Below are 24653 nucleotides of genomic sequence, written 5' to 3'. Positions count from 1 at the left end.
CTTGGTTATTGCTGTTTGTCGATAACCAGTTCAGCCTGGCTGCCCACGCTTACCTCAGAACTCTGCCCAATCCAATCACCTTGCTTGGTGGCCACATTGCCGTCTTGGTCAATCCGCGCCCGAATCACCACCTTATCATACGAGGATAACGCCTGATTAGGATTTAAGCTGTCAGTGTCTGCCAAATCTACAGACAAGGGAAACTTCGATAAAGGCAGGCGCTTGGCCGCGATTGGCATCGGTGAGTTTGCCGATGCATGCGCGGAAATAATCACCACGCCGTCCTGGGGTAACTGCACTTGCTGACCCAGTGCCACTGTTACCGCGACTTTCGCACCATCGGCGCTGTTAAGCGCTAGCTTCGCGCGTGCGATCGACTGATCTAACGTCTGGTTACGCGGATCGTCACTGCCTATCAAGGTTTTCATCGCCTTCCACGTGGCAATGGCATCTTGATATCGCCCTTGCTCGAACGCTTGATACGCGAGCAACGACATCGCCTGCAGATTAAAGGGATCCGCTTTCACCACGGATTTTAATAAATTCTGTGCCCGCACACTGTCTGCCTCATCACCGGCAAACAACAAGGCTTGCGCCAACCCGACTTGAACATCAGGTTGTGAAGGCGCCAAAGCATAGGCTTTTTCCATAGCGCCTTTGGCCGTTTCACCGTCTCGATTAGCAAGGCCAATACGACCCAGCAACAGCCACCCTGTACTATCGGTCGGCTCATGCTGCAAGCGTGTGCGCAGCGCCAAGGTTAAGTCTTGCATCTCTTGTTGCGTCAGCGGCTGTTCATTGTCCAGTAGACGCTTGGACAATGACGGTAACTGTTGGGCAGTTTGTTGCCACTGCGCTACTTGGTTGGCACTGCCCTCAATGCCATACAAGCCGAAGCTGACCACCGCCAGTACGACTAAACCTGGCACCCACTGCATCGGCGTCAGGCGCAAATGACGCGCTTGTTTGGCTTTCTCCTTTTCTGGGATATCGTCCAGCAATGATTGCTGCAGATCCTGCCTCAGATCGCGTGCATTATCGATTAAGCCTTCTGCACTTTCCGCTTCAATTTCTTCCACACGGTCAAAGTAAAAGGCTTTATTGAGTGCATCACGGCTCCCCTGATGATCGTGCTCACTTTTTTGCCAAAGGGGCCACAAAAACATCACTGCGCCAAGGACAAAAAACACCAAGGTCGCGCCCCAAAACTCAATCATTTTGGCTCCTTATTTTGCTGGGTTGACGCATGCTCAGATGACGCCGGTTGCTCCGCGGGGGTATCCATGTTCGTTGCTGAGGTGCCTGCAGGTGAATCATCGTCCTCTTCTGTCGATGACAACAGCGCATCGAGCCGTTGCTGCTCCTCATCGCTCAACGCGTGATTGATGGTCTGCTTGGCACGTCGGCTGCGCACTATCATCACCCCCACGCCAGACATCAGCACCAGCGCAGGCGCCAGCCATAGAATTACAGTTGATGCGGTGACGGGCGGGTTGTAAGTCACAAAGTTGCCGTAACGCGCGATCATAAAGCTGCGAATCTCTTCATCCGTCCGACCTTGCTGTAACATTTGGTGCACTTTTTGGCGTAAATCCTGCGCAAGCTCGGCGTTAGAATCGGCAATGCTGTTATTTTGACACTTGGGGCAGCGTAACTCACTGGTGAGGGCACGAAACCGAGCCTCTTGCTCGGCCGAGTCGAATTGGTACACGTCAATCGCATTCGCTAACGCCAAGGTCGCGCTCAGCCACAGCACGCTGAGTAGGATCAGTCGCTTCATCCGTCAACCTCCTTCAATGCGTCGAACTTCGGCTTGAGGGTCTCCTGCCAATTACGAGCGTTCACATCACCCACGTGCCGGTACTGAATCACGCCGTTAGCATCAATCAAAAACGTTTCCGGCGCACCGTACACACCCAAATCAAGCCCTAACATCCCATCGCCATCATACAGACTAATCTGGTAAGGATTACCGAGGTTGTTCAACCATTTGATTGCTTTTTCACGATCATCTTTGTAATTGAGACCGATAATTTTTACCCCTTGCGCCGCCAGTTTGTTCAAAAACTGGTGTTCGGCATAACAGGTCGGACACCAGGTTGCCCACACGTTAAGCAGCAATGGTTCGCCTGTGAAAATGGCCTGGTCATACTCCTTGCTCGGCGTTTGTAGATCCTCGAGATGAAAAGCGGGCACGGGTTTACCGACCAAGACTGACTCCAGCTTAGTCGGATCATCCCCTTTGGCGTTGTTGTCGAGCTGAGCGACAAAAAAGCCCGCCAGTGCCGCAAACGCCAATAATGGCAAAAACCAAAGTACCTTCTTCATACGCTGGCCTCCTGCTTGGGTACCCGCTTGCGACGAAACCGGTAGCGCTTATCGCTGATCGCTAACGCACCACCCAGCGCCATGACAATGGCACCAAACCAAATCCAACGCACAAAGGGTTTGTAGTAAAGTCGCATTGCCCATGAGCCATCAGGCAACTCTTCACCCATAGCGATGTATAGGTCACGCGTAAAGCCACGATCGATGGTCGCTTCAGTCATCATCGAGCGCTGCACTGAATAGAACCGCTTTTCGGCATCCAAATGGTTGATAAAGGTGTCACCACGGTATACATCAAACGAGGCCACGTAACCCTGGTAGTTAGGCCCTTGCTTGTCTGATAAGTCGGTAAACTTAAAGGTATAACCTTGCAAAGTGACGCTGCTGCCCGGCGCCATTTTGACATCACGCTCAATGTCATAATTCTCAACCATTGCCACCCCAATAATGGTGATCGCAAGGCCAATATGACCCAGCACCATGGCCCAATGGCTGCGCCCCAGTTTTTTAATCCCTACTGTAAAGGCATGACGATGGGTAGCACGCAAGTGAAGCTCATAGCCATGCAGGAAGGTGATCCACAGCGCCATGGTTACGCCCATTGCCGCCATCGCTTTGAAACTGTCCGCTAAGGTTGCGATGGCACCGACACCTAGAACAACAGCCGCAATACCACTCACGAGCATCGGTTTGGCTAAGGTTGACAGCTTGTCACGCTTCCAGCGAATCAAAGGTCCAATGCCGAGGAAAAAGGCAAACGGTAGCATCAGCCACGCAAACAGGAAGTTAAAGAAGGGCTCGCCAATCGACACCGAGCCAAGGCCCAACTGCTTGTGCACAAGCGGCAATAAGGTGCCAATGAGGACGATGACAAGCGCTGTCATTAACAAAGTATTGTTAACCAGCAAGGCATTTTCTCGTGAAATGAACGACACCTTAGTGCGCCCTTTGATCTCAGAGGCGCGCATCGCATAAAGCAGCAATGAACCGCCAATCACCACCACAAGAAAGCCAAGAATAAACAAGCCACGCGCCGGATCGGAGGCGAACGAATGCACCGATACCAACACCCCAGAGCGCACCAAGAATGTCCCTAACAAGCTGAGTGAGAACGCAGAAATGGCGAGTAACACGGTCCACGCTTTAAAGGTGCCCCGTTTCTCTGTCACCGCCAATGAGTGCATCAAAGCGGTACCCGCCAGCCAAGGCATGAATGAGGCATTTTCGACTGGATCCCAAAACCACCAGCCGCCCCAGCCAAGCTCGTAATAAGCCCACCAAGAGCCGAGCGCAATGCCTAAGGTTAAAAATAACCATGCGGCGGTGGTCCAAGGACGCGACCAGCGCGCCCACGCGGTGTCCAAACGTCCCGCAAGCAGTGAACCAATAGCAAACGCAAAGGCGACCGAAAAACCTACATACCCCATGTACAAAATAGGAGGATGCACAATGAGCCCCGGATCTTGCAACAATGGGTTGAGGTCACGCCCGTCGACGGGGAAATAAGGCAAGGTGCGGTCAAACGGGTTCGAGGTAAGAATAATAAACAACAAGAAACCGACCGAAATCATTCCCATCACGGCCAATACCCGTGCGACCGAAGACAACGGCATGCCGCGGCTAAATACCGCCACCGCCACGGTCCAAAGCGCCTGAATCAGCACCCAAAGTAACAGTGATCCCTCGTGCGCCCCCCAAACTGCGGTTAAGCGATAGTACCAAGGCAAGGCACTGTTGGAGTTGCTCGCGACATAGGCCACCGTAAAGTCGTTGGTATAAAATGCCCAACTCAACGCGATAAAAGAAAACAGCAACATGGCAAACATCCCCAAAGAGAGAGGACGCGCCATTTTCATCATCCCTTCATGGCCTTGATTGGCGCCATACAGCGGATAGAAACTCAATAACAGCGCCAGTCCCAACGACAGGATTAACGCATAATGCCCGAGCTCAACAATCATAACTGACTACCTTGTTTTTGCTCCTCTGTGTATTCAAGCGGCTGATGATTCTTTTCCATCGCCTCGGCTATCTCAGGCGGCATATACTCTTCATCATGCTTAGCCAACACCTCACTCGCTTTCACAGTGCGTGAGTTAACCAGCACGCCTTGGGCGACAATACCTTGCCCCTCCCGAAAAAGGTCCGGCAAAATTCCTTCATACGTCACGGTGACGGCGGGACCCACATCGGCAACATCAAACTGAATTTGCAACGATTCCTGATCGCGCTTCACTGAACCTTCCACCACCATGCCGCCAATTCTTAAGCGCTGGCCCACCTCGGGCTTGCTTCCATCCGGCTTGCCTTGCACGATTTCAGTCGGTGTGTAGAACAGATCCATGTTTTGGTTCAAGGCATACAAAACCAAACCGATAGTGGTCGAAACACCAATTAGCAACGCTAACGTGATCCACAACCGTTTTTTACGTCGGGGCGTCATAATGTGTTCTCCAGTGCTTGTGCATCTTTTATTCGCTGCTCACGGGCGATTTGCTGTTTGACCGCTTGCAGGCGTTTTTTATGTGTCCGTCGATAACCAAGGATGAGTGCCAGCATCGCAGCCGCCGTGATACCAAATGCGCTCCAGACATAAGCGGCATAGCCTCCCATCGCTAAAAACGCACTAAAACTCTCAAAATGCATTATTTCCCCTCCGCCAGTGCACGAACCCAAGGCCGGTGAGACTCTCTTAATAAAATTTGATTACGCAGTCCCATCAAGGTCAAGGCGACAAAAAAGCAGGCAAAGCCTAATAAACAAACAAGTAACGGCCAAAGCATCCCAGGGTCGATCGAGGGGCGGGCAAACTTAGTGATCGTGGCGCCTTGATGCAGCGTGTTCCACCATTCAACCGAAAAGTGGATAATAGGCAGGTTAATCACCCCCACCATCGCCAAGATCCCCGCCGCTTGCGAGGCCGTGCGCGCATCGTCAAACGCGTTATACAAAGCCATGACACCAATGTAGAGGAACAATAGAATTAACTCAGAAGTGAGGCGTGCATCCCACACCCACCACGCGCCCCACATGGGCTTGCCCCAAATGGCCCCAGTGACTAAGGCGATAAAGGTGAACACGGCCCCCACTGGTGCAATAGCACCCACCGCCCAATCCGCCATTTTTAACTGCCAAACACGACCAATAAACGCCGCGATGGCCATCGACATATAGGCCCCCATCGACCAAATAGCGGCAGGGACATGAATATAGATAATGCGAAAACTATCGCCTTGTTGGTAGTCTGCTGGCGCGAAGGCTAAGCCCCAAACCATGCCCACAACCAAGCTCAAGCCTGCCAACACAGCAAACCAAGGGAGAAGTTTTCCACACAGCCGGTAGCTCACTTCCGGCTTTGCGTAAGGGTGAAGCCACTTCCACATGACAATTGCTCTACTTCCTGATTAATAATTAGTTCACGCTCACACGCAACGCGGCGGCGATAGCAAAGGGGGCCAGGGTGACGGACCCGGCCAACATGGCACCAAGGATCGCCAGCTGTCCATTGATGTCTGCACCAAATCCCGCCATATCAATTGCTGAGGTGGCAAAAATCAGTACAGGAATATAAAGCGGGAGGATCAGCAAGCTCAAAAGAACACCTCCCTTGCGAAGACCCACTGTTAAGGCAACCCCGATCGCACCAACAAAACTCAATGTGGGCGTGCCCAACAATAGGGTCATCACCACCGCTTGATACTGGACCCCATCTAGCGATAGCAATAATGCCAACACTGGGCTGACTAATAACAAGGGCAAGCCGGTCAATAACCAGTGGGCAATGACTTTAGCAATCACTAACAGCGGCAAGGGGACGGGCATCAGCATCATTTGCTCAAGCGACCCATCAAGGTAGTCATCACGGAACAAACGCTCAAGTGACAGCAGTGCAGACAGTAATGCCGCGACCCAGATAATGCCGGGGGCGATGGTCTGCAGTAACTGAGGGCCAGGCCCAACACCGAGCGGGAATAAGGTGATCACAATAATAAAAAACCACAAAGGGTTTAGACTATCAGCCGGCTGACGAAAAGCGACTTTTAACTCTCGGCGAATAATCAACCACATCGCTTTGATCATTGCGCCCCCAAACGAATACGACGCAATAGCGGGTGACCCACAAACATGTCCTGGTGAGTGGTAAATAGCACCATTCCGCCTTGTTGCACATGCCGCTCAAACACAGCTTCAAGCACTTTCACCCCTTGTTTATCAATCGCCGTCAGCGGCTCATCGAGAATCCACAATCTCCGGTCACTTAACCAAAGCCGTGCGAGGGCAACGCGCCGGTTTTGTCCCGCAGACAGCTGTCCCGCGGGGATATCCTCACGCCCCGCCAAACCGACCTTGGCAAGTGCTTGCCAAATTGCATCATGATCACACCGTCCATGCATCCGCATGTAATAGGCCAGATTTTCAAACGCGGTGAGTTCGCGCTTGACCCCTGTGGTGTGACCTAAAAAAAGAAGATCGCGATAAAAGGCATCGCGTTGTTGGGTGATCGCCTGCTGCTGCCAACAGACCTCGCCACTGTCCGCCAACCCAAGGCCAGCGATGATACGCAATAATGTGGTTTTGCCTGCTCCATTTGGGCCTTCTACTTGTACGAGATCACCAGGAGCCAGAGAGAATGTCAGCGCATCAAACAACACTCGGTCATCACGAACACAGCAAAGCTGTTTCACTTCCAACATGACAAATGTTGCATCCTGCTTGTGTTACAAAAGTGGACGCATAGTACCACAATGGTCAAAATGACTGTTAGTTACCACAGGGTTGCAAAGTGTGACTCGCGTAAATAATTGTGAGAAACCATGAAGATTGCACCAACCAATCTACAGCATTTGATGGTAAAACCCGCAGCCATCGCCTCACCGTCCTTGCCATCAATCGATGGCCGCGCGCTGTCGCAGGCACAATTTACCCTAATACATACCGCGGCCAGCACAGGGTTGGCCGATGTGTTAGCCCAGTTACATTTGTTACCTGCACTGACTGCCACCATGAGACAACAGCCAGCATCAACCCAAGCGTTAATGCAATCACTACTTACCGCTTGGACGCTTCCCACTCCCGGCCATCAACAGGGAACCAGTTCAGACACCATTGTCCAGTGGCTCACACAACGCCCTGCCGATAAGTTGCTTGCCACACTACTCAAGCAATGGCTCTCGCCCCAGTCAGAGGGCGATAATCTTACGGGTTCATTAAGACTGATGGCCGAGCAAAGAGTGGCTGAGTCATCACGCCCTGGCGAGTGGCAATGGGTATTACCTTTTTCCGATCTCCAGCGGCCGCCCGTTCGTGTCACGGCAAAAAAACAAGGTGAACAAACGTCTCCCTCCACTGAGGAAACGGTTCAGTGGCACGTTCGCCTATATCTTCCGGTTAGGCACCAATTTGTCCGTGCCGACTTAACCTTGTCCAAGCACGAAAGAGCACTCACACTGACCGCACCGACAACGACACTCAAACACCGCATTCATCAAACGCTTGACTGGCTCAGTGAGCGGTTTGCGCATCAAGCGATTGCCTTAGATATAGCGATCAGTGAAGAGATCGATGAAACCGGACCAGAATCAGAGAGTGATGTGCCAGCCGCTGGCATTTCCATGAGGGTTTAATGATGAAAGATAAAAAACGCGCAGTGGCTCTCGGGTATGACGGCTACCAGGCCCCAAAAGTCAAAGCGAAAGCCACTGATCAACTGGCGCTGGAGCTGATTGAGGCCTTGAGTGAGCAAGGTGCACTCATTCATCAAGATGCTCATTTACTCGCCTGGCTAGACCGATTAGATAAAGATGATGAGATCCCACCTGAGCTCTATCGAGTGATTGCCGAATTGATTGCGTACGCTTGGGTACTGGAGGGAAAGACCCCGCCAGGTTGGCAGGGACATACACCGATAGACACCTTGGTATAGGGTATCGGAGAGTTTTAGTGGTTAGCGCTGCTGATTGGCAGCTTGTCGTTTACGCAGATTAAGCAGCAATTCGGCCTCTGCTTTGGGGAGATCACACTCTTGCATTAACTCATCAACATCCGCGCCCAAATCAACCATTTTACTGGCTCGACTATAGAGACGGCTTTCCGAATCCTGCATTTCCAGCTCAACATGCTTTTCTAACAACTCATCCACATTGGCAGATAAATCGGCGAGCTTCTGCCCCATCCCCATGCTACCTGCCCGCAATTCATTAAATTGCTTCGCTAAGCTGTCATGGCGTTGACGCGCACTCTTGAGCACGGTTTCCATAGCTTGCAGCTTATTCTCTAGTCGCTGCCTGGCACGCTTTTCTGCGCGAAGGCGCCATAAAGCAACGATGGCAAACACCACCGTCACAGCAACAGGCGACCACGTCAGCACAAGCTCCATCATTACAGCATTGCCATCTCATTCCATTCTTCGTCGGTCAACAGCTTGTTGAGATCAACCAAGATAAGAAGCTCGCCATTGCGGTTACTCACGCCTTGAATAAACTTAGCGCTTTCTTCCGTGCCAACACTTGGCGTGGTATCGATTTCTGATGTTTTCAGGTACACCACTTCCGCGACGCTATCAACCATAATACCAATCACCTGGGTCTCGGCTTCGATAACGATCACGCGCGTGTTATCGGTGACCTCGGCTGACGCCAAGCCAAAACGCGACCGTGTATCTATCACGGTAACGACGTTGCCGCGCAAGTTAATGATACCTAATACATAGTCAGGGGCGCCCGGTACGGGTGCAATCTCAGTGTAACGCAGCACTTCACGTACCTGCATTACATTAATGCCGTAGGTCTCTTCTTCAAGCTGAAAAGTAACCCACTGCAACACCTCGTCATTGACGCCTTCTTTTTGAATTTCAGCTACCTGAGACATTGATTTTCCTCTTTACGCGCTGTGTAACTAGTTATTACGCCATCGCCTTGGCGTCAATTCCCTGATTTAACATAGCAATAAATGCTTGAACATGGATCAGAGCACACATTTTTTCTTTAACCATGCCCGCTAGCCAAGGTCGCTTTCCCGCTTGTTTTCGCCAGCGAATCGCTTTGCCACTGAGCGTCTGAGTACCGAGTAACTGATCACACGCCAGTCCCCACTTACTATCGCCCAGAATCACAATATAATTATAGTCGTCCCTGTGCTGATTATCTGCCAGTTTTTCTGGCATCACCCAGCGAGCGGTATCAACAACATCAAGCTGTTGTTGCTTTTCTGTCTGCAATCCTAGATACCAATCCGGCCGACCGATAAGGCGATTGCACTCGCCCAATTGATGAATACCGCCCAATTCGGCTAAAGGGACCGCGTAGGTCACACCCATGCTTTCAAAGAATAATACCTGAAACTCTGCTTCCGTTTCAGCATTTTCCCATTGAGTGGGGGGCAGATCGTCACCGGCTTGCGTGTCGGCTTCAGCCTCGTCGTGAATCTGCTCTGCTTGTACCGTCTCCTCAACGGCCTCTGTATCAAGTTCCGGATCAGCTTGTTCTGCTTCTACCGCGACATCGACGTACGCTTCGGTCTCGGTCTCGGTCTCGGTCTCGGTCTCGGTCTCGGTCTCGGTCTCGGTCTCGGTCTCGGTCTCGGTCTCGGTCTCGGTCTCGGTCTCGGTCTCGGTAAGAGTTTCTACCTCAGGGACCGCCTCGTCTACCTGAACCTGCTCCTCAACATCAAGCCCCCAATCGGCCATGGTATAGGTTTCAAGGGTTTGCTCTTGTGCCTCTTCCACAGCAGGATCGACAACCTGCTCGGCCGTCTCTTGGGCAACGTCTTCTTCAGTTTGGGTCGCCGTTTTCGTTTCCAGCTCCGCCTCTTCATCGACTTTGAGCTGGGCAAGTAATCGCTCGACTTCCGCCAAGTCGCGTTCCGGCTCAGCATACGCGACCGGCTCAGGTATTCCCGCATTCATTATAGGCTGTGGCTGAAGCCGTGGGGAAGCATCACCGAGGTACGATGCAGACGACACCTCCGGCGTGGCACTAGCGGGCTCTACAGGCTGTTTGCCTGGTTGGGCTACCTCACCTAAGTCATCCAGCAGGGCCTCAAAGTAATCGTCGAGCGCTTGACCACTGGATAGGGCATTATGCTTGTTCATCCTGCTCCAGTCGCTCCAAATAGGTTAATAGAGTTTTGTAGGCAAATACACCACGGCAATTTTTCGCATAGAAAGACGCTGGCATATGCTTTAAGCTTGCATCTCGAAACTTAGTATCGATAGGCACGGCTGAGGCCCAGACCTGATCGCTATAGCGAATTTTAAGCTCCTGTAGGGTTTCCAGCGATGCCCGCGTACGCTTGTCGTACATGGTTGGAATGATAGTGAGATTAAAGTTAGAGCTACGAGACTTTTGCATGATCTGCAACGTGCGCATCATACGTTCCAACCCTTTCATCGCCAAAAACTCGGTCTGAACCGGGATCAATACACGATGACTGGCCGCCAACGCGTTGACCATCATCACGCCCAAAATCGGTGGGCAATCAATCAACACATAGTCATATTCGTCAGCCAATGCATCCAGTGCTTTTTTTAGCACCAACCCCATGCCACCCCGGTTCCCCATCACACGGTCTAACGTCGCCAGCGACATGTGTGCAGGAATTAAGTCCATATTCTCAAACTGTGTTTTGACAATGAGCGGCTTCACAGTCTCTTTATTGACAGTTTGTAGTTGAAACAAATCAAACAAGCTCGCTGGCAGCTGCTCTGAATCAAAATTCAAATAGGTCGAGAGAGAAGCGTGTGGATCCGTATCCACTAGCAGGACACGTTTCTTACGTTCACTGATCAATCCTGCCAATGTCACCGTGGTGGTTGTCTTACCAACACCGCCCTTTTGGTTGGCGATACTCCAGACTATCAAGCCCCACTCCTTATTTTAAATTCAGCTCAACCATGATGCGTTCGGCGATCCTCTCCAGCGGTAAGTCTTCCGACGAGATACCCGCTTTCGCCACTGCTTGCGGCATGCCATAAACGACACAGCTTTCTTCGTCCTGTGCCCAGATAGTTGCCCCCGCGCTTTTTAGCATACGTGCGCCCTCTCGACCATCTGCGCCCATACCGGTGAGCACCATCGACAGAACCTTATCGCCATATATTTTAGCGGCGGAGCCAAAGGTCACATCCACACAAGGCTTGTAATTCATCCGCTCGCCGCCGTCGAGAATTTTTAGACGTGCCGCGCCTGGTCTGCCATCAATCATCATTTGCATCCCTCCCGGCGCCAGGTAGGCGTGCCCAGGTTTGAGCGTGTCCCCATCTTTCGCTTCAACGACAGTGATTTTGCTCAGTCCATTCAGGCGCTGCGCAAACGCCGATGTGAATGTGGCAGGCATATGTTGAATCAAAACAATCGGCAGCGGAAAGTTTGCAGGTAGCTTGGTCAGTACTTTTTGCAACGCAACGGGACCACCGGTCGACGTACCAATCGCCATCAATTGGTAACGTTTCCCTGTGGCGGTAAATCGCGCTGGCGCCTTGGACGGCGCACTCGTCCCCACCGCAGGGCGGGACGCTGGGCGCGCAGGCGTGCGCACACCGCCCGATGGCGAAGCCGTTTGCCCAGTACTGCCTGGGGAGGATGGGCGCGTCGCACGTCGAAGTACCGGCCGTTTACGCGCAATTTCGAGTACGCGCTGTTGCAGTAAACTGGTCGCTTCTTCGCGATTGCGAGCGATGTCCTCAAACTTTTTAGGAAGAAAGTCGAGCGCCCCAGCTTCAAGTGCATCTAACGTGGCTTTCGCCCCATCATGCGTCAACGATGAAAACATCAAAATTGGTGTGGGCGTTTGCGCCATGATCTGGCGCACCGCCGAGATACCATCAAGTACTGGCATCTCCACATCCATAGTGACAACGTCAGGCTTGAGTTGAGCGGTTTTTTCCACCGCTTCCTTGCCATTCACTGCACTATCAATGACCTCCATTCTCGGATCGGCATTGATGATTTCACTAACACGGCGACGGAAGAAACTGGAGTCATCTACCACCAATACTTTTACTGCCATGGGCGTCCTTTTCTCAAATTAACCTGCGTAATGTTTCAACAGGTTGGGCACATCCAAGATCAGAGCAATATGACCATCACTGGTGATGGTTGCCCCTGCCATTCCCGGCGTCCCTTGAAGTAGTTCGTCAAGTGGCTTAATGACCACCTCCTCTTGACCAAACAAGGTGTCTACCACAAACGCGATGCGTTGATGCGCGATTTGCACGATCACCACATGTCCCTTGGTTTTATCGATATCAGTTGATCCTTTACACAACCAATCTTGCAAGAAGAAAATCGGGATGGCTTTGTCTCGAACAATCAAGGTAAGCTGCCCATCCACCGTGTTGGTTTTGGACATGTCCAAGCTGATAATTTCACTGACATTCGACAGCGGGAAGGCAAACGGATTTTCACCAACGCCTACCATCAAGGTTGGCAATATCGCCAGCGTTAATGGCACCTTGATTTCCAGGACTGTCCCTCGACCTAACTCAGAGTCGATATTAATCGAGCCATTAAGCTTGGTGATGCCGGTTTTCACCACATCCATCCCCACACCACGACCAGAAATATCGGAAATCTCGGTTTTGGTTGAAAAGCCAGGAGCAAAAATCAGGTTGTACGCTTCACTATTACTTAAGCGAGCCGCCGCTTCTGCATCAAGGACACCACGGTCAACCGCGATGCTCTTCAGCTTTTCAGCATCCATACCGCCACCGTCATCAGCAATGGTCAGGAGAATATGATCCCCTTCTTGTGACGCTTTGAGGGTGATGGTACCGACACGAGGTTTACCCGCTTTTTCACGCTCATCAGGCATTTCAATACCGTGATCCACCGAGTTACGTACCAAGTGGACCATAGGGTCAGCCAGCGCTTCGACCAGGTTTTTATCCAGATCGGTTTCTTCGCCCTGCATTTCCAGGACGATTTCTTTTTTCAAGCTACGTGCTAAGTCACGGACAACGCGGGGGAAGCGGCCAAATACTTTTTTAATTGGCTGCATACGCGTTTTCATCACCGCGCCTTGCAAGTCGGCAGTAACCACATCTAGGTTGGTAACCGCCTTGGCCATGCTTTCATCGTTGCTGCTTTGGCCCAGACTCACTAAGCGGTTACGCACCAACACCAGCTCACCGACCATATTCATAATGCCGTCAAGCGTGGAGGTATTAACTCGTACCGTTTGCTCTTGTTGAGGGGCGGCCGGTGGCTTCTTCTCAGGTGCCTTTTCTGCCGCAGCAGGCGCTTTAGCACCCGCGCCGGCACTTTTCGGTGTACTTTCTTTCGCGGGCTCAGGCTTGCTCGCTTTTTGTGCGGGCGCAGGCTCCGACTTTGGCTGAGGTTTGGCTTGTGCATCCACCTTATCGGCATCCGCTTTCGCTTTCTCCGCTTCGGCGGCGGGGCCTTTGCCTTTACCGTGCAAATCATCCAAGAGCTTTTCAAACTCGTCGTCATCGATCAGCTCATCACCACCAGATTGGGACGACGCCGAAGCGGGCTTATCCGATGGCGCTGATGGACTTTCATTGCTGGTGTCGCTTGCCCCTCCAGCAGGGCCTTTACCTGCACCGTGCAAATCATCAAGCAGTTTTTCGAACTCGTCGTCGGTAATATCGCCGCTATCCGCCTCAGTGCTTTCCACCACCTCAGGCTTTTCTGATGCTGAATCAGACGCCGTGGGTGCTTTTCCCTCACCATGGAGCTGATCGAGCAACTTGTCGAATTCATCTTGGGTGATCTCATCCACTGAGTCGCCACTGATCGCACTGTCGTCTTGGTTTGATGCGTCACTTTCAGACGCCTCAGGTTCAGGTTCGGGTTCTGGCTCGGGGTCTGGTTCAGGTGCAGGCTCTTCCACCACAGCCTCATCTTCACTCGCGGGTTTCGCATAGCGGTGTAGTGCTTCAAGCAAGGCACCATCGGCTGGCACTGGCTCTTCGCGGTTTTGTACCGCGGCGAATTGATCATTGACAGTGTCCAGCGCCTGCAAAATGGTGTCCATCACATCTGATGTCACCTCACGTCCGTGATTACGTAAGTTGTCAAAGACGTTTTCAGCACCGTGGCACGTATCGACCAGCGCATTTAAGCCAAGAAAGCCCGCGCCACCTTTTACCGTGTGGAAGCCACGGAAAATACTGTTTAGTAAGTCTGCATCATCAGGGGCACGCTCCAAATCGACCAGCTGCTCAGACATCTGCTCGAGGATCTCTCCCGCTTCAATCAAAAAGTCCTGAAGGATTTCTTCATCCATCTCAAAGCTCATAGCGCACCTCTAAAAACCCAAACTCGATAATAAATCGTCAACATCATCTTGGCTGTGAACCACGTCATCGCGCTCTTCAGGGTGAATCACAGGACCCTCAGGGGCTGACTTATCGGTGGTATCATCTGCTTTTTTCGCCGGTGCTGCGTCAATCGCAGCGCCATCCATGCCAAAGGCGGTAAGTATTTCTACCAGCTGTTGCTCAACTTCTTGCACCAATTCAATCACGCGCCGAATAACTTGGCCGGTTAAGTCTTGGAAGTCTTGTGCCATGAGGATTTCAGTCAGGTGCGCGTGCAATTCTGTCGCGCCCCCTTCTACTTGGGTCAAGAGTTCGTCAATGTTGTGACACAACGACTTGAACTCATCCAAGGCAATCTCACCGCGCATCAGGCTGTTCCAGTTGGGGCGAACAGCTTGCAAGTTGTCTTGCAGCTCGCTTGCTATCGGCATGGTTCGTTCAACCGAATCCATGGTTTTGTTGGCGGCCAATTCGGTTTTCTGCATGACATACGTGAGCCTGTCGCGAGCGTCAGGGATATCCACGTTGGCCAAATCACTCACTCTAGGATCCAAACGAAAGTCAGTAATCGAGTCATGTAATTGGCGGGTGAGCTTCCCCACTTCATTGAACAGTGGGTCACGCGCTTCTTTCGCTATTTCGGTAAGAAGCGTATTAGCGTTATCTTGCTCTCCGTTTTCAAGATACGCGACCAATTGTTTCGCTTGGTCCAGATTGATCATGGCGGTTCCTTCTTACTGTGCGCTTGCGAATTACATACGCTCGAAAATCTTATCGAGCTTTTCTTTCAACGTAGCGGCAGTAAAAGGTTTAACAATGTAACCGTTCACCCCTGCTTGCGCGGCTTCTACAATTTGCTCGCGCTTCGCCTCAGCGGTGATCATCAATACAGGCAGGTGCTTAAGATCGCCGTCCTTACGGATTTCTTTAAGCAAGTCAATCCCCTGCATACCAGGCATATTCCAATCGGTCACGACAAAATCAATACCGCCTTTTTTGAGGATTGGCAGCGCGGTTAAGCCGTCATCCGCTTCAACGGTATTGTTGAAACCTAAGTCACGAAGAAGATTCTTTACGATACGGCGCATTGTTGAAAAATCATCAACAACGAGAATTTTCATGTTTTTATCCAAGGTTGCCTCCGGTGAGGTCTCGTTTTATTGTCGAAACAGTTACTTACTCACTATGCCAAGCGGATAGCTTAGCTCTCAAACGTTGCGTAGCCTGACTTTGAATCTGACAGACCCGGGATTCACTGACCCCTATCACTGCTCCTATCTCTTTGAGGTTTAATTCCTCATCATAATAAAGAGATAGCACCAGCGCCTCTCTTTCAGGAAGACTTTTGATCGCCGCCGCTAATGCGGCTTTGAAACTGTCTTCCGCAACACCCTGAAAGGGAGTGTTGTCATTACGGCGACTCTCTGTTGTGAATGCATCTTCAGAGACGCCCAGATCATCCATCCCGATCAAACGCCCACAGTTTACATCGTTAAGCGCCTGATGGTACTGCTCTAAGCTCATATCAAGCTTTTCTGCAACCTCCACGTCGGTTGGATCCCGACCTAACGCTTTTTCTAGCGATGCGATAGCATCACTGATTGAACGACTCGCCTTGTGGACAGACCGTGGCACCCAGTCACCGCGGCGCATATCATCCAGCATAGCACCGCGAATTCGAATACCGGCATAAGTTTCAAAACTCGCCCCTTTGGCGGGGTCATAATTTTGCTGTGCCTCAAGGAGGCCGACCATACCAGCTTGGATCAAATCTTCTACTTGAACACTCGGTGGCAAGCGCCCCATCAAGTGATGCGCGATGCGCTTGACCAAACTCGAATAACGCTCAAGTACCGCTTGGCGATCTGCCCCTGTGCGGCTATACGTGAGCGCTCTATTCACGAACTAACTCTCCTGCGTCATCATTTTTGATAAGCAACCGCTCAACAAAAAACTCAAGATGGCCTCCCGGATTTCGCGGCACCGGCCAAGTCAGCGCTTTGTTCGCCAGCGCATTCATTGCCAATGATGCGGGCGAGCGAGGAAATGCGTCAATGACAACTTTTTGTTTTCTCACTGCTTGCCTCACCCTTTCGTCAACGGGAACACATGCTACTAATTCTAGATTAGCATTGAGAAACCTTTCAGTGACTCGCGTTAATTTTGTGAACAAGTCTCGTCCTTCACGGTAGCTTCTGACCATATTTGCAACAACTTTAAAGCGTGTCACACCATGTTCACGGCTGAGTACTTTAATCAATGCATACGCATCAGTAATTGATGTAGGTTCATCACAGACCACAATGACGACATCTTGTGCGGCGCGCGAGAAACTCAGTACCATGTCTGAAATCCCCGCGGCAGTATCCACTAAGAGTACATCAACCTCTTCTTCGAGTGTACCAAAAGCGCGAATTAAACCAGCATGTTGCGCCGGTGTGAGCTCCGTCATACCTTGAAGACCAGACGATGCAGGTACGATTTTCATACCGTGCGGACCTTCGAGAATAATATCTTTCAGATCACAGACGCCTTGAAGCACATGAGACAGATTCTTGCCCGCTCTTAGGCCAAGTAGCACATCCACATTGGCGAGGCCAAGGTCGGCATCCAACACCATGACTTTTTTCCCTTGGCGAGCCATAGACGCGGCCATTCCCAGCGTGACATTGGTTTTTCCTACGCCACCTTTTCCCCCGGTTACGGTAATAACCTTGGTGCGTGACGGATTGGTTAAACGGCGCAGGCCGCTTGCTTGATCTTGCATGCTTGTCTCAATCATAAAAGTCCGCCCCATTCGACTCTGGGACATCACTGTTCCAGAAGTGATTGTGCTGATCCGCACCTGACTCCAACATTTCACTGGCTTTGCCAACCAGGAACTGTCCCGTGGCTTGGCGGATATCTTCCGGCACACGTTGCCCGTCGGCTAAGTAGGCCACAGGCAGGGCATTTTCGATGGTGACACACAACAATTCACCGAGGCTGAGCGATTCATCGAGTTTGGTCAGAACACATCCCGATAACGGGATGCGGCGAAAATGTTCAATGGTTTCTTGCAATACACGGCGTTGTGATGTCGCCGGTAACACCAGTAGGCTACGAATATGCGAGCCACTATTTTGCATCAGGGTATCGAGCTGTTCCGACAAGCGAAGATCACGCTGCCCCATCCCGGCGGTATCTAGCAATATCAAGCGTCTATGACGCAGCTGATAAAGGATGTCGGCAAGCTCATCGGCATCTTTAGCCACTTTAACGGGGCAACCAAGAATACGGCCGTACGTGGCTAACTGTTCATGGGCACCGATACGGAATGTATCTGTGGTCACCAAGGCAATATCTTCCGGGCCAAATTCCATCGCGGCTCGCGCCGCCAGCTTAGCAATCGTAGTGGTTTTCCCGACCCCTGTCGGACCAAGAAGTGCAATCACGCCGCCGGTTTCTAGCATATTCTCGTCAACCGTGATCACCTGATCCGCAACCAAGTCAAGGAGCGCTTGCCACGCCTCATTCGGTGGTGTCTCTTCTGGGATATAACAGGCCAGTTGATCCGCTAGCTCAGAAGATAGTCCCATACGCTCTAAGCGTTTGATAAGCATGGCGCGTAACGGCTCTCGCCGCTCTACCTCTTGCCACATAAGCCCCGACAATTGGTGTTCTAATAAGCTTCGAATTGATGCCATTTCCTGACGCATTGCATCAATTTCTTGATGAGAAGCCTGGGATTGGCGTGCCTCAAACCGGGATGGATCTAGCTTAGGCTTGGACGTTGACGAAGATGCATGCGGACCGCTCGACTTATTGGCAGCCGTTTGCCAGCCAGAACGACTGCTACTTTTAAGTTGCCGACGAGGCTCATAACCGCGTCCTAGCGCGGCGGGCCGCTCGTCAGCCCCTGATGGCGATGGGCTCCGTGCTGGCTGCTTTTGTTGGCGTTGTAGCAACGCGCTCAACGAATCAGCTTCTGTTTCTGGTTCCGCGGGCTGAGATTGGTCACGGTACTCATCCAACATGGCAGAAAAACGAGGTGGGCGCTTAGTATGACCGTTTTGACGACCACCTGCCTGTTGCCGTTGACGCAGTTGCACTTGATCATCCGCAAGTTGGCGGTGAGCCTGAGAATAAGCCTGAGCAGATTGTTGCTGCGCTTTTAGTGCGGGCTTATCAGGCATTGGCTCTGTATCCGCATCAACCGCCGCGACAATTTCTACGCCGCCTGTCACTTTTTTGTTAGACATGATCACCGCATCAGCGCCAAGTTCTTCTTTCACTTGGCTTAACGCTGCTCTCATATCCTTTGCAAAAAAACGTTTTATTTTCAAAGCACTGCCCTACTCATAAACGATGTTAATTGTTGCCAACCGCATTGACGATACGAATTTGTTTTTCATCAGGCACTTCTTGATAAGACAAGACGCGTAGTGTCGGTATTGTGTTTTTAACAAATTTCGCCAATGTCGCTCGTAGCACGCCAGACGTTAGCAATACGGCCGGCTCTCCTTGCAACTCTTGCTGTTGCGTCGCTTCAGCCAACGAAGACTGCAACCGCTCAGCCAGACCCGGCTCAATCCCTGTCGACTCGCCACCGGATGCCTGCATAGTTTTATGCAACATCTGTTCCAGTTCAGGAACAAGCGTAATAACTGGCAGTTCAGGGGCGCTGCCATTGATTTCTTGAACGATCAGACGACGCAATGCAATCCTGACTGCTGCGGTTAAAATGTCAGGATCTTGACTCTTACCGGTATACTCAGCCATGGTTTGCACGATAGTGCGAATATCACGAATAGGGATCGCTTCACTCAGTAAGTTTTGCAGTACTTTGACTAGCACACTGAGCGGAATTTGATCCGGGATCAGTCCTTCAACCAAGCGCGGTACTTGCTTACCTAACATATCGACCAGATTTTGCGCTTCCTCATGACCCAATAAACGCTCGGCGTTGTTGGTCAACATCTGGCTAAGGTGGGTGGCCAACACAGTGGCAGAGTCAACCACGGTGTAACCGAGCGCTTGGGCATGCTCTCGTTGGCTTGGCTCAATCCAAACCGCCTCAAGGCCGAAAGCCGGATCCTGGGTGGGCTCGCCGTCGATAGGGCCAAAAACTTGACCTGGGTTGATCGCGAGTTCATGTTGAGGGTGGACGTCGGCTTCTCCGACAGCGACCCCCATTAAGGTGATGCGATAGTTATGGGGTGGCAGTTCAAGGTTGTCGCGAATATGTACCGGTGGGATCAAAAAACCAAAATCTTGCGACAGCTTTTTACGTACGCCTTTGACTCGGTCGAGCAGCTCTCCGCCCTGATCACGATCGACCATGGCAATCAGACGATATCCAACCTCTAGTCCGATAACATCTACCGGCTGCACATCGTCCCATGATAACTCTTTCGGTTTAGCGGGCGCGGCTTCGGGAAGATCGGTTTGCTCCGGCGCTTGCTGTGATTTTTGATATTGCTTGTATTTCCAGTACGCCAGGCCACCACAAATCACTGCCAGCAGCAAGAAAGGCACATGAGGCATCCCCGGTACTAGCCCCATCACCGTCAAAATACCGGTGGCAATCATCAACGCACGCGGGTTATCAAACAGCTGGAATACCACCTGTTGTCCCATGTCTTCTTCGGTGTTTTGTCGCGTCACCATGATGGCGGCGCCTATCGACAGCAGCAACGACGGTATTTGTGCAACCAGACCATCACCAATGGTCAGTAAGGTATATACCTCCAACGCCTCGGAAAAACCCAAGCCATGTTGACCCATCCCGATAGACAAGCCACCCACAATGTTGATGAAAAGGATCAAAATACCGGCGATGGCATCGCCTTTAACGAATTTAGACGCACCGTCCATTGAGCCATAAAAATCCGCTTCTTGCGTGACTTCTTGGCGTCGTGACCGTGCTTGTTCTTGGTCGATAAGCCCTGCGTTTAAGTCGGCATCGATCGCCATTTGTTTACCCGGCAATGCATCCAAGGTAAAACGCGCGGTCACTTCTGAAATCCGGCCCGCACCTTTGGTGACGACCATGAAGTTAATGATCATCAGGATAAGAAAGACCACCAAGCCCACGGCATAGTTACCACCAATGACCACCGAGCCAAAAGCACCAATCACTTGGCCTGCTGCATCCGAGCCCTCGTGTCCATAAAGCAAAACCACACGCGTGGAAGCAACGTTAAGCGCCAGCCGCATTAACGTTGCAATCAAGAGCACCGCTGGGAAAGCCGCAAACTCAAGTGGGCGCCGTGTATAAATGGTGACCAGCAAGACCACGAGCGACAATGCAATGTTAAATGAGAACATCAAGTCGAGCAGCATCGGTGGAACAGGCAGAACCACCATCGCTAAGGTCGCTAATACCAGTGCTGGCGCGCCGATAGCCGGCATCGCTCCTAACTTGTGGTAAGGCACTTTGTCAGAAAATGGCAATCGCCAGTTGGCTTTTAACATGTTAAGCGTTCAAATCCATGATTGGTGAACGCGGGCCTGTGCCGCGTATAATCAAAACGGGAATGCAGAGGAAGCAAGTTTTACGCCAAAAAAAGACAATAAAGTGTCAGCATTTTGGCACTGCGCTGACATTGCCGCGTTCAGCAACGCTTAGTCATGCTGCAAGTCGGAAGGGATAGGTAAATAAGCGTCATCAGGACGAGTGGGTCGTCGACCCCGTCCTTTTTTGTATTGCTTAAGCTGGAAGACATACGCCAAGACCTGCGCGACGGCGGTAAACAAACCGTCAGGGATCTGTTGCTCAAGCTCGGTGCTAAAATACAATGCCCGCGCCAGTGGGGGAGCGGGGACAATGGCAATGTCATATTCAGCCGCAATTTCTCGTATTTTCAATGCAGTAAAGTCCGAGCCTTTAGCTATCACGACGGGCGCACTATCCATATCACTGTTGTAGCGTAGCGCCACGGAGTAGTGTTCGGGGTTAGTCACGACCACATCGGCTTGAGGCACGTCCGCCATCATCCGGCGTTGCGCCATCTCACGCTGCAACATGCGAATACGCCCTTTCACTTCTGGGCTACCCTCAGTTTCTTTGTGCTCGTCTTTTACCTCTTGCTTGGTCATTTTAAGCTGCTCATTGTGTTGCCAAATTTGAAACGGCACATCAATGACCACCACAACCAACAGTGAGCAACACACGAGCAATACGAAGTTCATTAATATGTCGAGCGCGTGGTAGAGATTGCTGGGAAAGGTATCAATGGTCAGCTCAAAGAAGTCTTCCAGGTTCACATAAACCAGATAAGCCGCCACGCCGGCGACCAACAGCACTTTGAGGATAGACTTCAATAGCTCGACCAAGCCTTGGGTGCCAAACATACGCTTAAACCCAGAAAGCGGACTCATTTTCGACAGCTTAGGCCGTGCAGCTTCCCAAGAGAAACTCACCCCACCAAGCCCGGCCGCTCCCACGAGGCCGGAGATAAATAGCACAATCAAGATCAGCCCAAGTGGCAAAATCAAATGCAGTAGCTCACCGACCACCACCAGCATCAGCTCTGAGCTATCAAAGATCTCTGCACGTGACAAGGAGAATAGGCGCGTCATCAATGCCATTAAGGCTTCGCCCAGCGCTTGCCCGAACCACATCAAACTGATCGCCCCGACCACTAACACTGCCACGGAAGCCAGTTCTCTTGAGCGCGGTACTTGGCCCTTTTCCCGCGCCTGCTCCTGCCTTCGGGGCGTGGCGTCTTCTGTTCTTTCCTGACCGTCGCTCTCTGCCATGCCTCTACTCGCAATTAATTCGAATTAGCGAACAAACTTGGTTTAACCCTGTTTCCCAATGATTGTTGTAATGCGTCAACATACCGAACAGCAAATACCAGCTGATCAGCAACCCCATTAACAATGCAAAAGCGAAGCCAAGAGAGAAAATGTTTAGCTGCGGCGCGGCGCGCGTCATCACACCAAATGACAAGTTGACCACCAGCAAGGCGATAACGCCTGCTAGGGAAATACTGAGGGCAACTTTAAACATGATCCCGAACCACTGCGCCAAACTGCGGTAGTCGGCAGCACCAATCATCTCGCCAATCGGTAAGGTATCAAAGCTCATCACCACTAGGTTAAGCATTTTTAAATGCCCATCCGTGGCGAGAAACAACATCACCGCCAAAAATAAGTAAAACTGCCCTAGCAAAGGGGTATTCTGACCATTAGCCGGGTCGACCATGGATGCGAAACCCAAGCTCGACTGCATCCCCAAAATTTGCCCTAACACCACAAACGTTTGGGTGATAAATTGAGTGACCATCCCCATCGCCACACCTATGATCACTTGCTGCGCAAGCACGGTAAACCCCGCAAAAGAGACCAGCTCGATATTCTCGGGGGCGGCCGGTAACGCGGGCATCACGGCAAAGGTAATCGCTAAAGAGAGGTAGAGGCGGATCCTCACTGGCACAAACCGCGCGCCAAAGAAGGTCATCGCCATCATCATTGACGAAATACGGGTAAAGGGCCAAAAGTAGTTAGCCATCCAAGATAAAATCACCGAGGCTGGATATTCCATGGCTTGCCTCGTCAGTAGAGAATGTTGGGGATGTGATCAATCAAGCGATAGAAATACTCCATCAGCATTCGTGTCATCCAGTGGCCAAAAAACATCAGCGCAATAAAGGTCGCGATCAAACGCGGTAAAAAGCTCAGCGTTTGCTCGTTAATCGAGGTTGCCGCTTGAAAGATGGCGACAATCAGGCCAACCAACAAACCAGGCACCACAATCGCTGAGACGAGGAGTAACACCAAATAGAGCGCATCTTGGAAAAGCTCGACAAACGCTTCTGGGGCCATCGCTGCCTCCTTTAGCCGAAACTGGCTGCTAAGGTGGAGAGGATCAAGTTCCACCCGTCAACCAGAACAAATAGCATCAACTTGAAGGGTAACGACACTATCATGGGCGATAGCATCATCATACCCATTGCCATCAATACCGACGCCACGACCAAATCAATCACCAAAAACGGCAAGAACAGCATAAAGCCAATTTGGAACGCGGTTTTGAGCTCAGACGTTACAAACGCGGGGATCAGCACCGTCATCGGGACTTGTTCAGGCTCATCGACTTGTGATCCGGACATATTGACGAAGGTTTCCAAATCTTTAACCCGCGTTTGCCGGAGCATAAACTCACGCAGCGGCACCTGTACCCGATCAAAGGCTTCCCTTGCTGTGACTTGTTCATTGATATAAGGCTGAATCGCCTCTGTGTTCATTCGGTCAATCACAGGTGACATAATAAATAAGGTCAAAAACATCGCGATGCCAATGATCACTTGGTTCGATGGCGTTTGCTGTAACCCCATGGCTTGACGCAAAATGGCCATCACCACCACGATCCGAGTGAACGACGTCATTAAAATGACAACCGCTGGCAAAAAGCCCAGCGCGGTCATTATTGCCAGAATTTGCAACGTGACGGAGTAGTCTTCACTGCCATCCGGGTTGACACGCATCGTGACCGCTGGGATCCCGCCTCCCGTATTGCGACCCACTTCTAAACGTGCCGCCTCACCACTTTCGCTAATCGATTCGGTGGTGATGCTTTCTTGTGCTGGCGTCGCTTCTTGTTCGGCTGCAGCAAACGGTGTAAATAAGGTAGCTGCCACCCAGACCCAAGCGGCCAATAACATTCGTATCGTCATTTTCGATTCAACAGTTGGCTAAGCTGATTGGCAAAGCGAGAAGGCTTGTCAGACGCTGGCGTCGCCGTTGGAATGGGGTTATCCAGTGTTTTTAACACGTTCACGCTGGTAGCCGTTACGCCGACAACCAGCTGCTCGCCGTGGATATCGACCACCAGAATGCGCTCCTTTTGACCCACTGCCAATTGGCTGACGATCGTGATTCCGTCACTTTGCTGTGCCAGCCCCGGCACTTTTAATCGTCGCAGCAACCAGGCCAGAGCAAAGATAAGCCCAAGCACCAACCCCAGCGACAACAGCATTGTCACTATACTGACCTCGGGCGCCGCCGCCCACACGGGCATTGGCACCAAGAGTACACCCCAAACGCGTCGGTTCACCGT

The 24653-nt window shown here is 51.6% G+C and carries 28 protein-coding genes; 2 read left to right on the top strand and 26 right to left on the bottom strand.

Annotated elements, in window-relative coordinates; translation table 11 throughout:
• Positions 1–5: 5 nt before the first annotated feature.
• From ccmI to ccmA, 9 genes are read right to left on the bottom strand one after another with little or no spacing between them, the layout of a single operon-like run.
• A complete protein-coding gene (gene ccmI, locus EHW56_RS12545) occupies positions 6–1217 on the bottom strand; it encodes a c-type cytochrome biogenesis protein CcmI (RefSeq protein WP_077578023.1) in 1212 nt (403 codons plus the stop codon).
• Positions 1214–1780 (bottom strand): cytochrome c-type biogenesis protein, encoded by a 567-nt coding sequence (locus EHW56_RS12540; RefSeq protein WP_152799784.1) that lies wholly within the window; start codon positions 1778–1780, stop codon positions 1214–1216. The genes ccmI and EHW56_RS12540 overlap by 4 nt, the downstream gene beginning before the upstream one ends.
• Entirely contained in the window at positions 1777–2328 is a 552-nt protein-coding gene (locus EHW56_RS12535) for a DsbE family thiol:disulfide interchange protein (RefSeq protein WP_152796277.1), read from the bottom strand. Before EHW56_RS12535 ends, EHW56_RS12540 begins: the two co-directional genes overlap by 4 nt.
• Positions 2325–4289: a heme lyase CcmF/NrfE family subunit gene (locus EHW56_RS12530; RefSeq protein WP_152796276.1), complete on the bottom strand. Its 1965-nt coding sequence runs from the start codon at positions 4287–4289 to the stop codon at positions 2325–2327. Before EHW56_RS12530 ends, EHW56_RS12535 begins: the two co-directional genes overlap by 4 nt.
• Complete coding sequence (gene ccmE / locus EHW56_RS12525) at positions 4286–4771, bottom strand: cytochrome c maturation protein CcmE (protein ID WP_046074918.1); 486 nt, start codon at positions 4769–4771, stop codon at positions 4286–4288. Before ccmE ends, EHW56_RS12530 begins: the two co-directional genes overlap by 4 nt.
• On the bottom strand, positions 4768–4974 hold the full coding sequence (ccmD, locus tag EHW56_RS12520) for a heme exporter protein CcmD (RefSeq protein ID WP_077638738.1): 207 nt from the start codon (positions 4972–4974) through the stop codon (positions 4768–4770). Before ccmD ends, ccmE begins: the two co-directional genes overlap by 4 nt.
• On the bottom strand, positions 4974–5711 hold the full coding sequence (locus EHW56_RS12515) for a heme ABC transporter permease (RefSeq protein ID WP_046074920.1): 738 nt from the start codon (positions 5709–5711) through the stop codon (positions 4974–4976). Before EHW56_RS12515 ends, ccmD begins: the two co-directional genes overlap by 1 nt.
• Positions 5712–5739: 28 nt before the next feature.
• The gene (gene ccmB / locus EHW56_RS12510) at positions 5740–6408 is read right to left on the bottom strand and encodes a heme exporter protein CcmB (protein ID WP_077578019.1); all 669 of its coding nucleotides are present in this window, start codon (positions 6406–6408) and stop codon (positions 5740–5742) included.
• Positions 6405–7022, bottom strand: a complete 618-nt coding sequence (gene ccmA, locus EHW56_RS12505) for a cytochrome c biogenesis heme-transporting ATPase CcmA (protein ID WP_152796274.1) — start codon at positions 7020–7022, stop codon at positions 6405–6407. The genes ccmB and ccmA overlap by 4 nt, the downstream gene beginning before the upstream one ends.
• Positions 7023–7142: 120 nt before the next feature.
• Between ccmA and EHW56_RS12500 the strand changes: the two genes are divergently transcribed.
• On the top strand, positions 7143–7952 hold the full coding sequence (locus EHW56_RS12500; RefSeq protein ID WP_152799786.1) for a hypothetical protein: 810 nt from the start codon (positions 7143–7145) through the stop codon (positions 7950–7952).
• Positions 7952–8251 carry an EscU/YscU/HrcU family type III secretion system export apparatus switch protein gene (locus EHW56_RS12495; protein WP_370517160.1) on the top strand — a complete coding sequence of 100 codons (300 nt, stop codon included), beginning with the start codon at positions 7952–7954 and terminating at the stop codon, positions 8249–8251. Before EHW56_RS12500 ends, EHW56_RS12495 begins: the two co-directional genes overlap by 1 nt.
• A 21-nt stretch (positions 8252–8272) precedes the next feature.
• Here the strand turns inward: EHW56_RS12495 and EHW56_RS12490 are convergent, their stop codons facing one another.
• The 17 genes from EHW56_RS12490 to fliO all read right to left on the bottom strand — a co-directional run bounded on the left by EHW56_RS12490 (position 8273) and on the right by fliO (position 24650).
• A complete protein-coding gene (locus EHW56_RS12490; protein WP_046074924.1) occupies positions 8273–8707 on the bottom strand; it encodes a DUF2802 domain-containing protein in 435 nt (144 codons plus the stop codon).
• On the bottom strand, positions 8707–9195 hold the full coding sequence (locus tag EHW56_RS12485; protein WP_021023081.1) for a chemotaxis protein CheW: 489 nt from the start codon (positions 9193–9195) through the stop codon (positions 8707–8709). Before EHW56_RS12485 ends, EHW56_RS12490 begins: the two co-directional genes overlap by 1 nt.
• Positions 9196–9229: 34 nt before the next feature.
• Positions 9230–10417 carry a chemotaxis protein CheW gene (locus EHW56_RS12480; protein ID WP_152800429.1) on the bottom strand — a complete coding sequence of 396 codons (1188 nt, stop codon included), beginning with the start codon at positions 10415–10417 and terminating at the stop codon, positions 9230–9232.
• A complete protein-coding gene (locus EHW56_RS12475; protein WP_046074927.1) occupies positions 10404–11186 on the bottom strand; it encodes a ParA family protein in 783 nt (260 codons plus the stop codon). Before EHW56_RS12475 ends, EHW56_RS12480 begins: the two co-directional genes overlap by 14 nt.
• 10 nt (positions 11187–11196) lie before the next feature.
• Positions 11197–12333, bottom strand: coding sequence for a chemotaxis response regulator protein-glutamate methylesterase (locus EHW56_RS12470; protein ID WP_046074928.1), 1137 nt, complete (start codon positions 12331–12333; stop codon positions 11197–11199).
• Between the two features lie 18 nt (positions 12334–12351).
• Positions 12352–14586 (bottom strand): chemotaxis protein CheA, encoded by a 2235-nt coding sequence (locus EHW56_RS12465; RefSeq protein ID WP_152796268.1) that lies wholly within the window; start codon positions 14584–14586, stop codon positions 12352–12354.
• A gap of 9 nt (positions 14587–14595) precedes the next feature.
• Positions 14596–15330, bottom strand: a complete 735-nt coding sequence (locus EHW56_RS12460) for a protein phosphatase CheZ (RefSeq protein WP_152796266.1) — start codon at positions 15328–15330, stop codon at positions 14596–14598.
• A 30-nt stretch (positions 15331–15360) separates the two neighbouring features.
• Positions 15361–15729 carry a chemotaxis response regulator CheY gene (gene cheY / locus EHW56_RS12455; protein WP_046074931.1) on the bottom strand — a complete coding sequence of 123 codons (369 nt, stop codon included), beginning with the start codon at positions 15727–15729 and terminating at the stop codon, positions 15361–15363.
• Positions 15730–15784: 55 nt separating this feature from the next.
• Complete coding sequence (locus EHW56_RS12450; RefSeq protein ID WP_046074932.1) at positions 15785–16510, bottom strand: RNA polymerase sigma factor FliA; 726 nt, start codon at positions 16508–16510, stop codon at positions 15785–15787.
• Positions 16503–17390 (bottom strand): MinD/ParA family protein, encoded by an 888-nt coding sequence (locus EHW56_RS12445; protein ID WP_046074933.1) that lies wholly within the window; start codon positions 17388–17390, stop codon positions 16503–16505. Before EHW56_RS12445 ends, EHW56_RS12450 begins: the two co-directional genes overlap by 8 nt.
• A complete protein-coding gene (gene flhF / locus EHW56_RS12440) occupies positions 17383–18849 on the bottom strand; it encodes a flagellar biosynthesis protein FlhF (protein WP_370517161.1) in 1467 nt (488 codons plus the stop codon). Before flhF ends, EHW56_RS12445 begins: the two co-directional genes overlap by 8 nt.
• A gap of 109 nt (positions 18850–18958) precedes the next feature.
• A complete protein-coding gene (gene flhA / locus EHW56_RS12435; RefSeq protein WP_152796262.1) occupies positions 18959–21064 on the bottom strand; it encodes a flagellar biosynthesis protein FlhA in 2106 nt (701 codons plus the stop codon).
• Between the two features lie 150 nt (positions 21065–21214).
• Positions 21215–22351, bottom strand: coding sequence for a flagellar biosynthesis protein FlhB (gene flhB / locus EHW56_RS12430; protein ID WP_152796260.1), 1137 nt, complete (start codon positions 22349–22351; stop codon positions 21215–21217).
• A 4-nt stretch (positions 22352–22355) separates the two neighbouring features.
• Positions 22356–23138: a flagellar biosynthetic protein FliR gene (gene fliR / locus EHW56_RS12425; RefSeq protein WP_152796257.1), complete on the bottom strand. Its 783-nt coding sequence runs from the start codon at positions 23136–23138 to the stop codon at positions 22356–22358.
• An 11-nt stretch (positions 23139–23149) separates the two neighbouring features.
• Positions 23150–23419, bottom strand: a complete 270-nt coding sequence (fliQ, locus tag EHW56_RS12420) for a flagellar biosynthesis protein FliQ (protein WP_046074938.1) — start codon at positions 23417–23419, stop codon at positions 23150–23152.
• 11 nt (positions 23420–23430) lie between these two features.
• The gene (gene fliP, locus EHW56_RS12415) at positions 23431–24270 is read right to left on the bottom strand and encodes a flagellar type III secretion system pore protein FliP (RefSeq protein WP_077578010.1); all 840 of its coding nucleotides are present in this window, start codon (positions 24268–24270) and stop codon (positions 23431–23433) included.
• Entirely contained in the window at positions 24267–24650 is a 384-nt protein-coding gene (gene fliO, locus EHW56_RS12410; RefSeq protein ID WP_158010009.1) for a flagellar biosynthetic protein FliO, read from the bottom strand. The genes fliP and fliO overlap by 4 nt, the downstream gene beginning before the upstream one ends.
• Positions 24651–24653 lie beyond the last annotated feature (3 nt).

Origin of the sequence: Salinivibrio sp. VGrn1, from assembly GCF_009377995.1 — a bacterium.
GTDB classification, from domain to species: Bacteria; Pseudomonadota; Gammaproteobacteria; order Enterobacterales; family Vibrionaceae; genus Salinivibrio; species Salinivibrio siamensis.
This window is presented reverse-complemented; position numbering and strand designations above follow the sequence as displayed.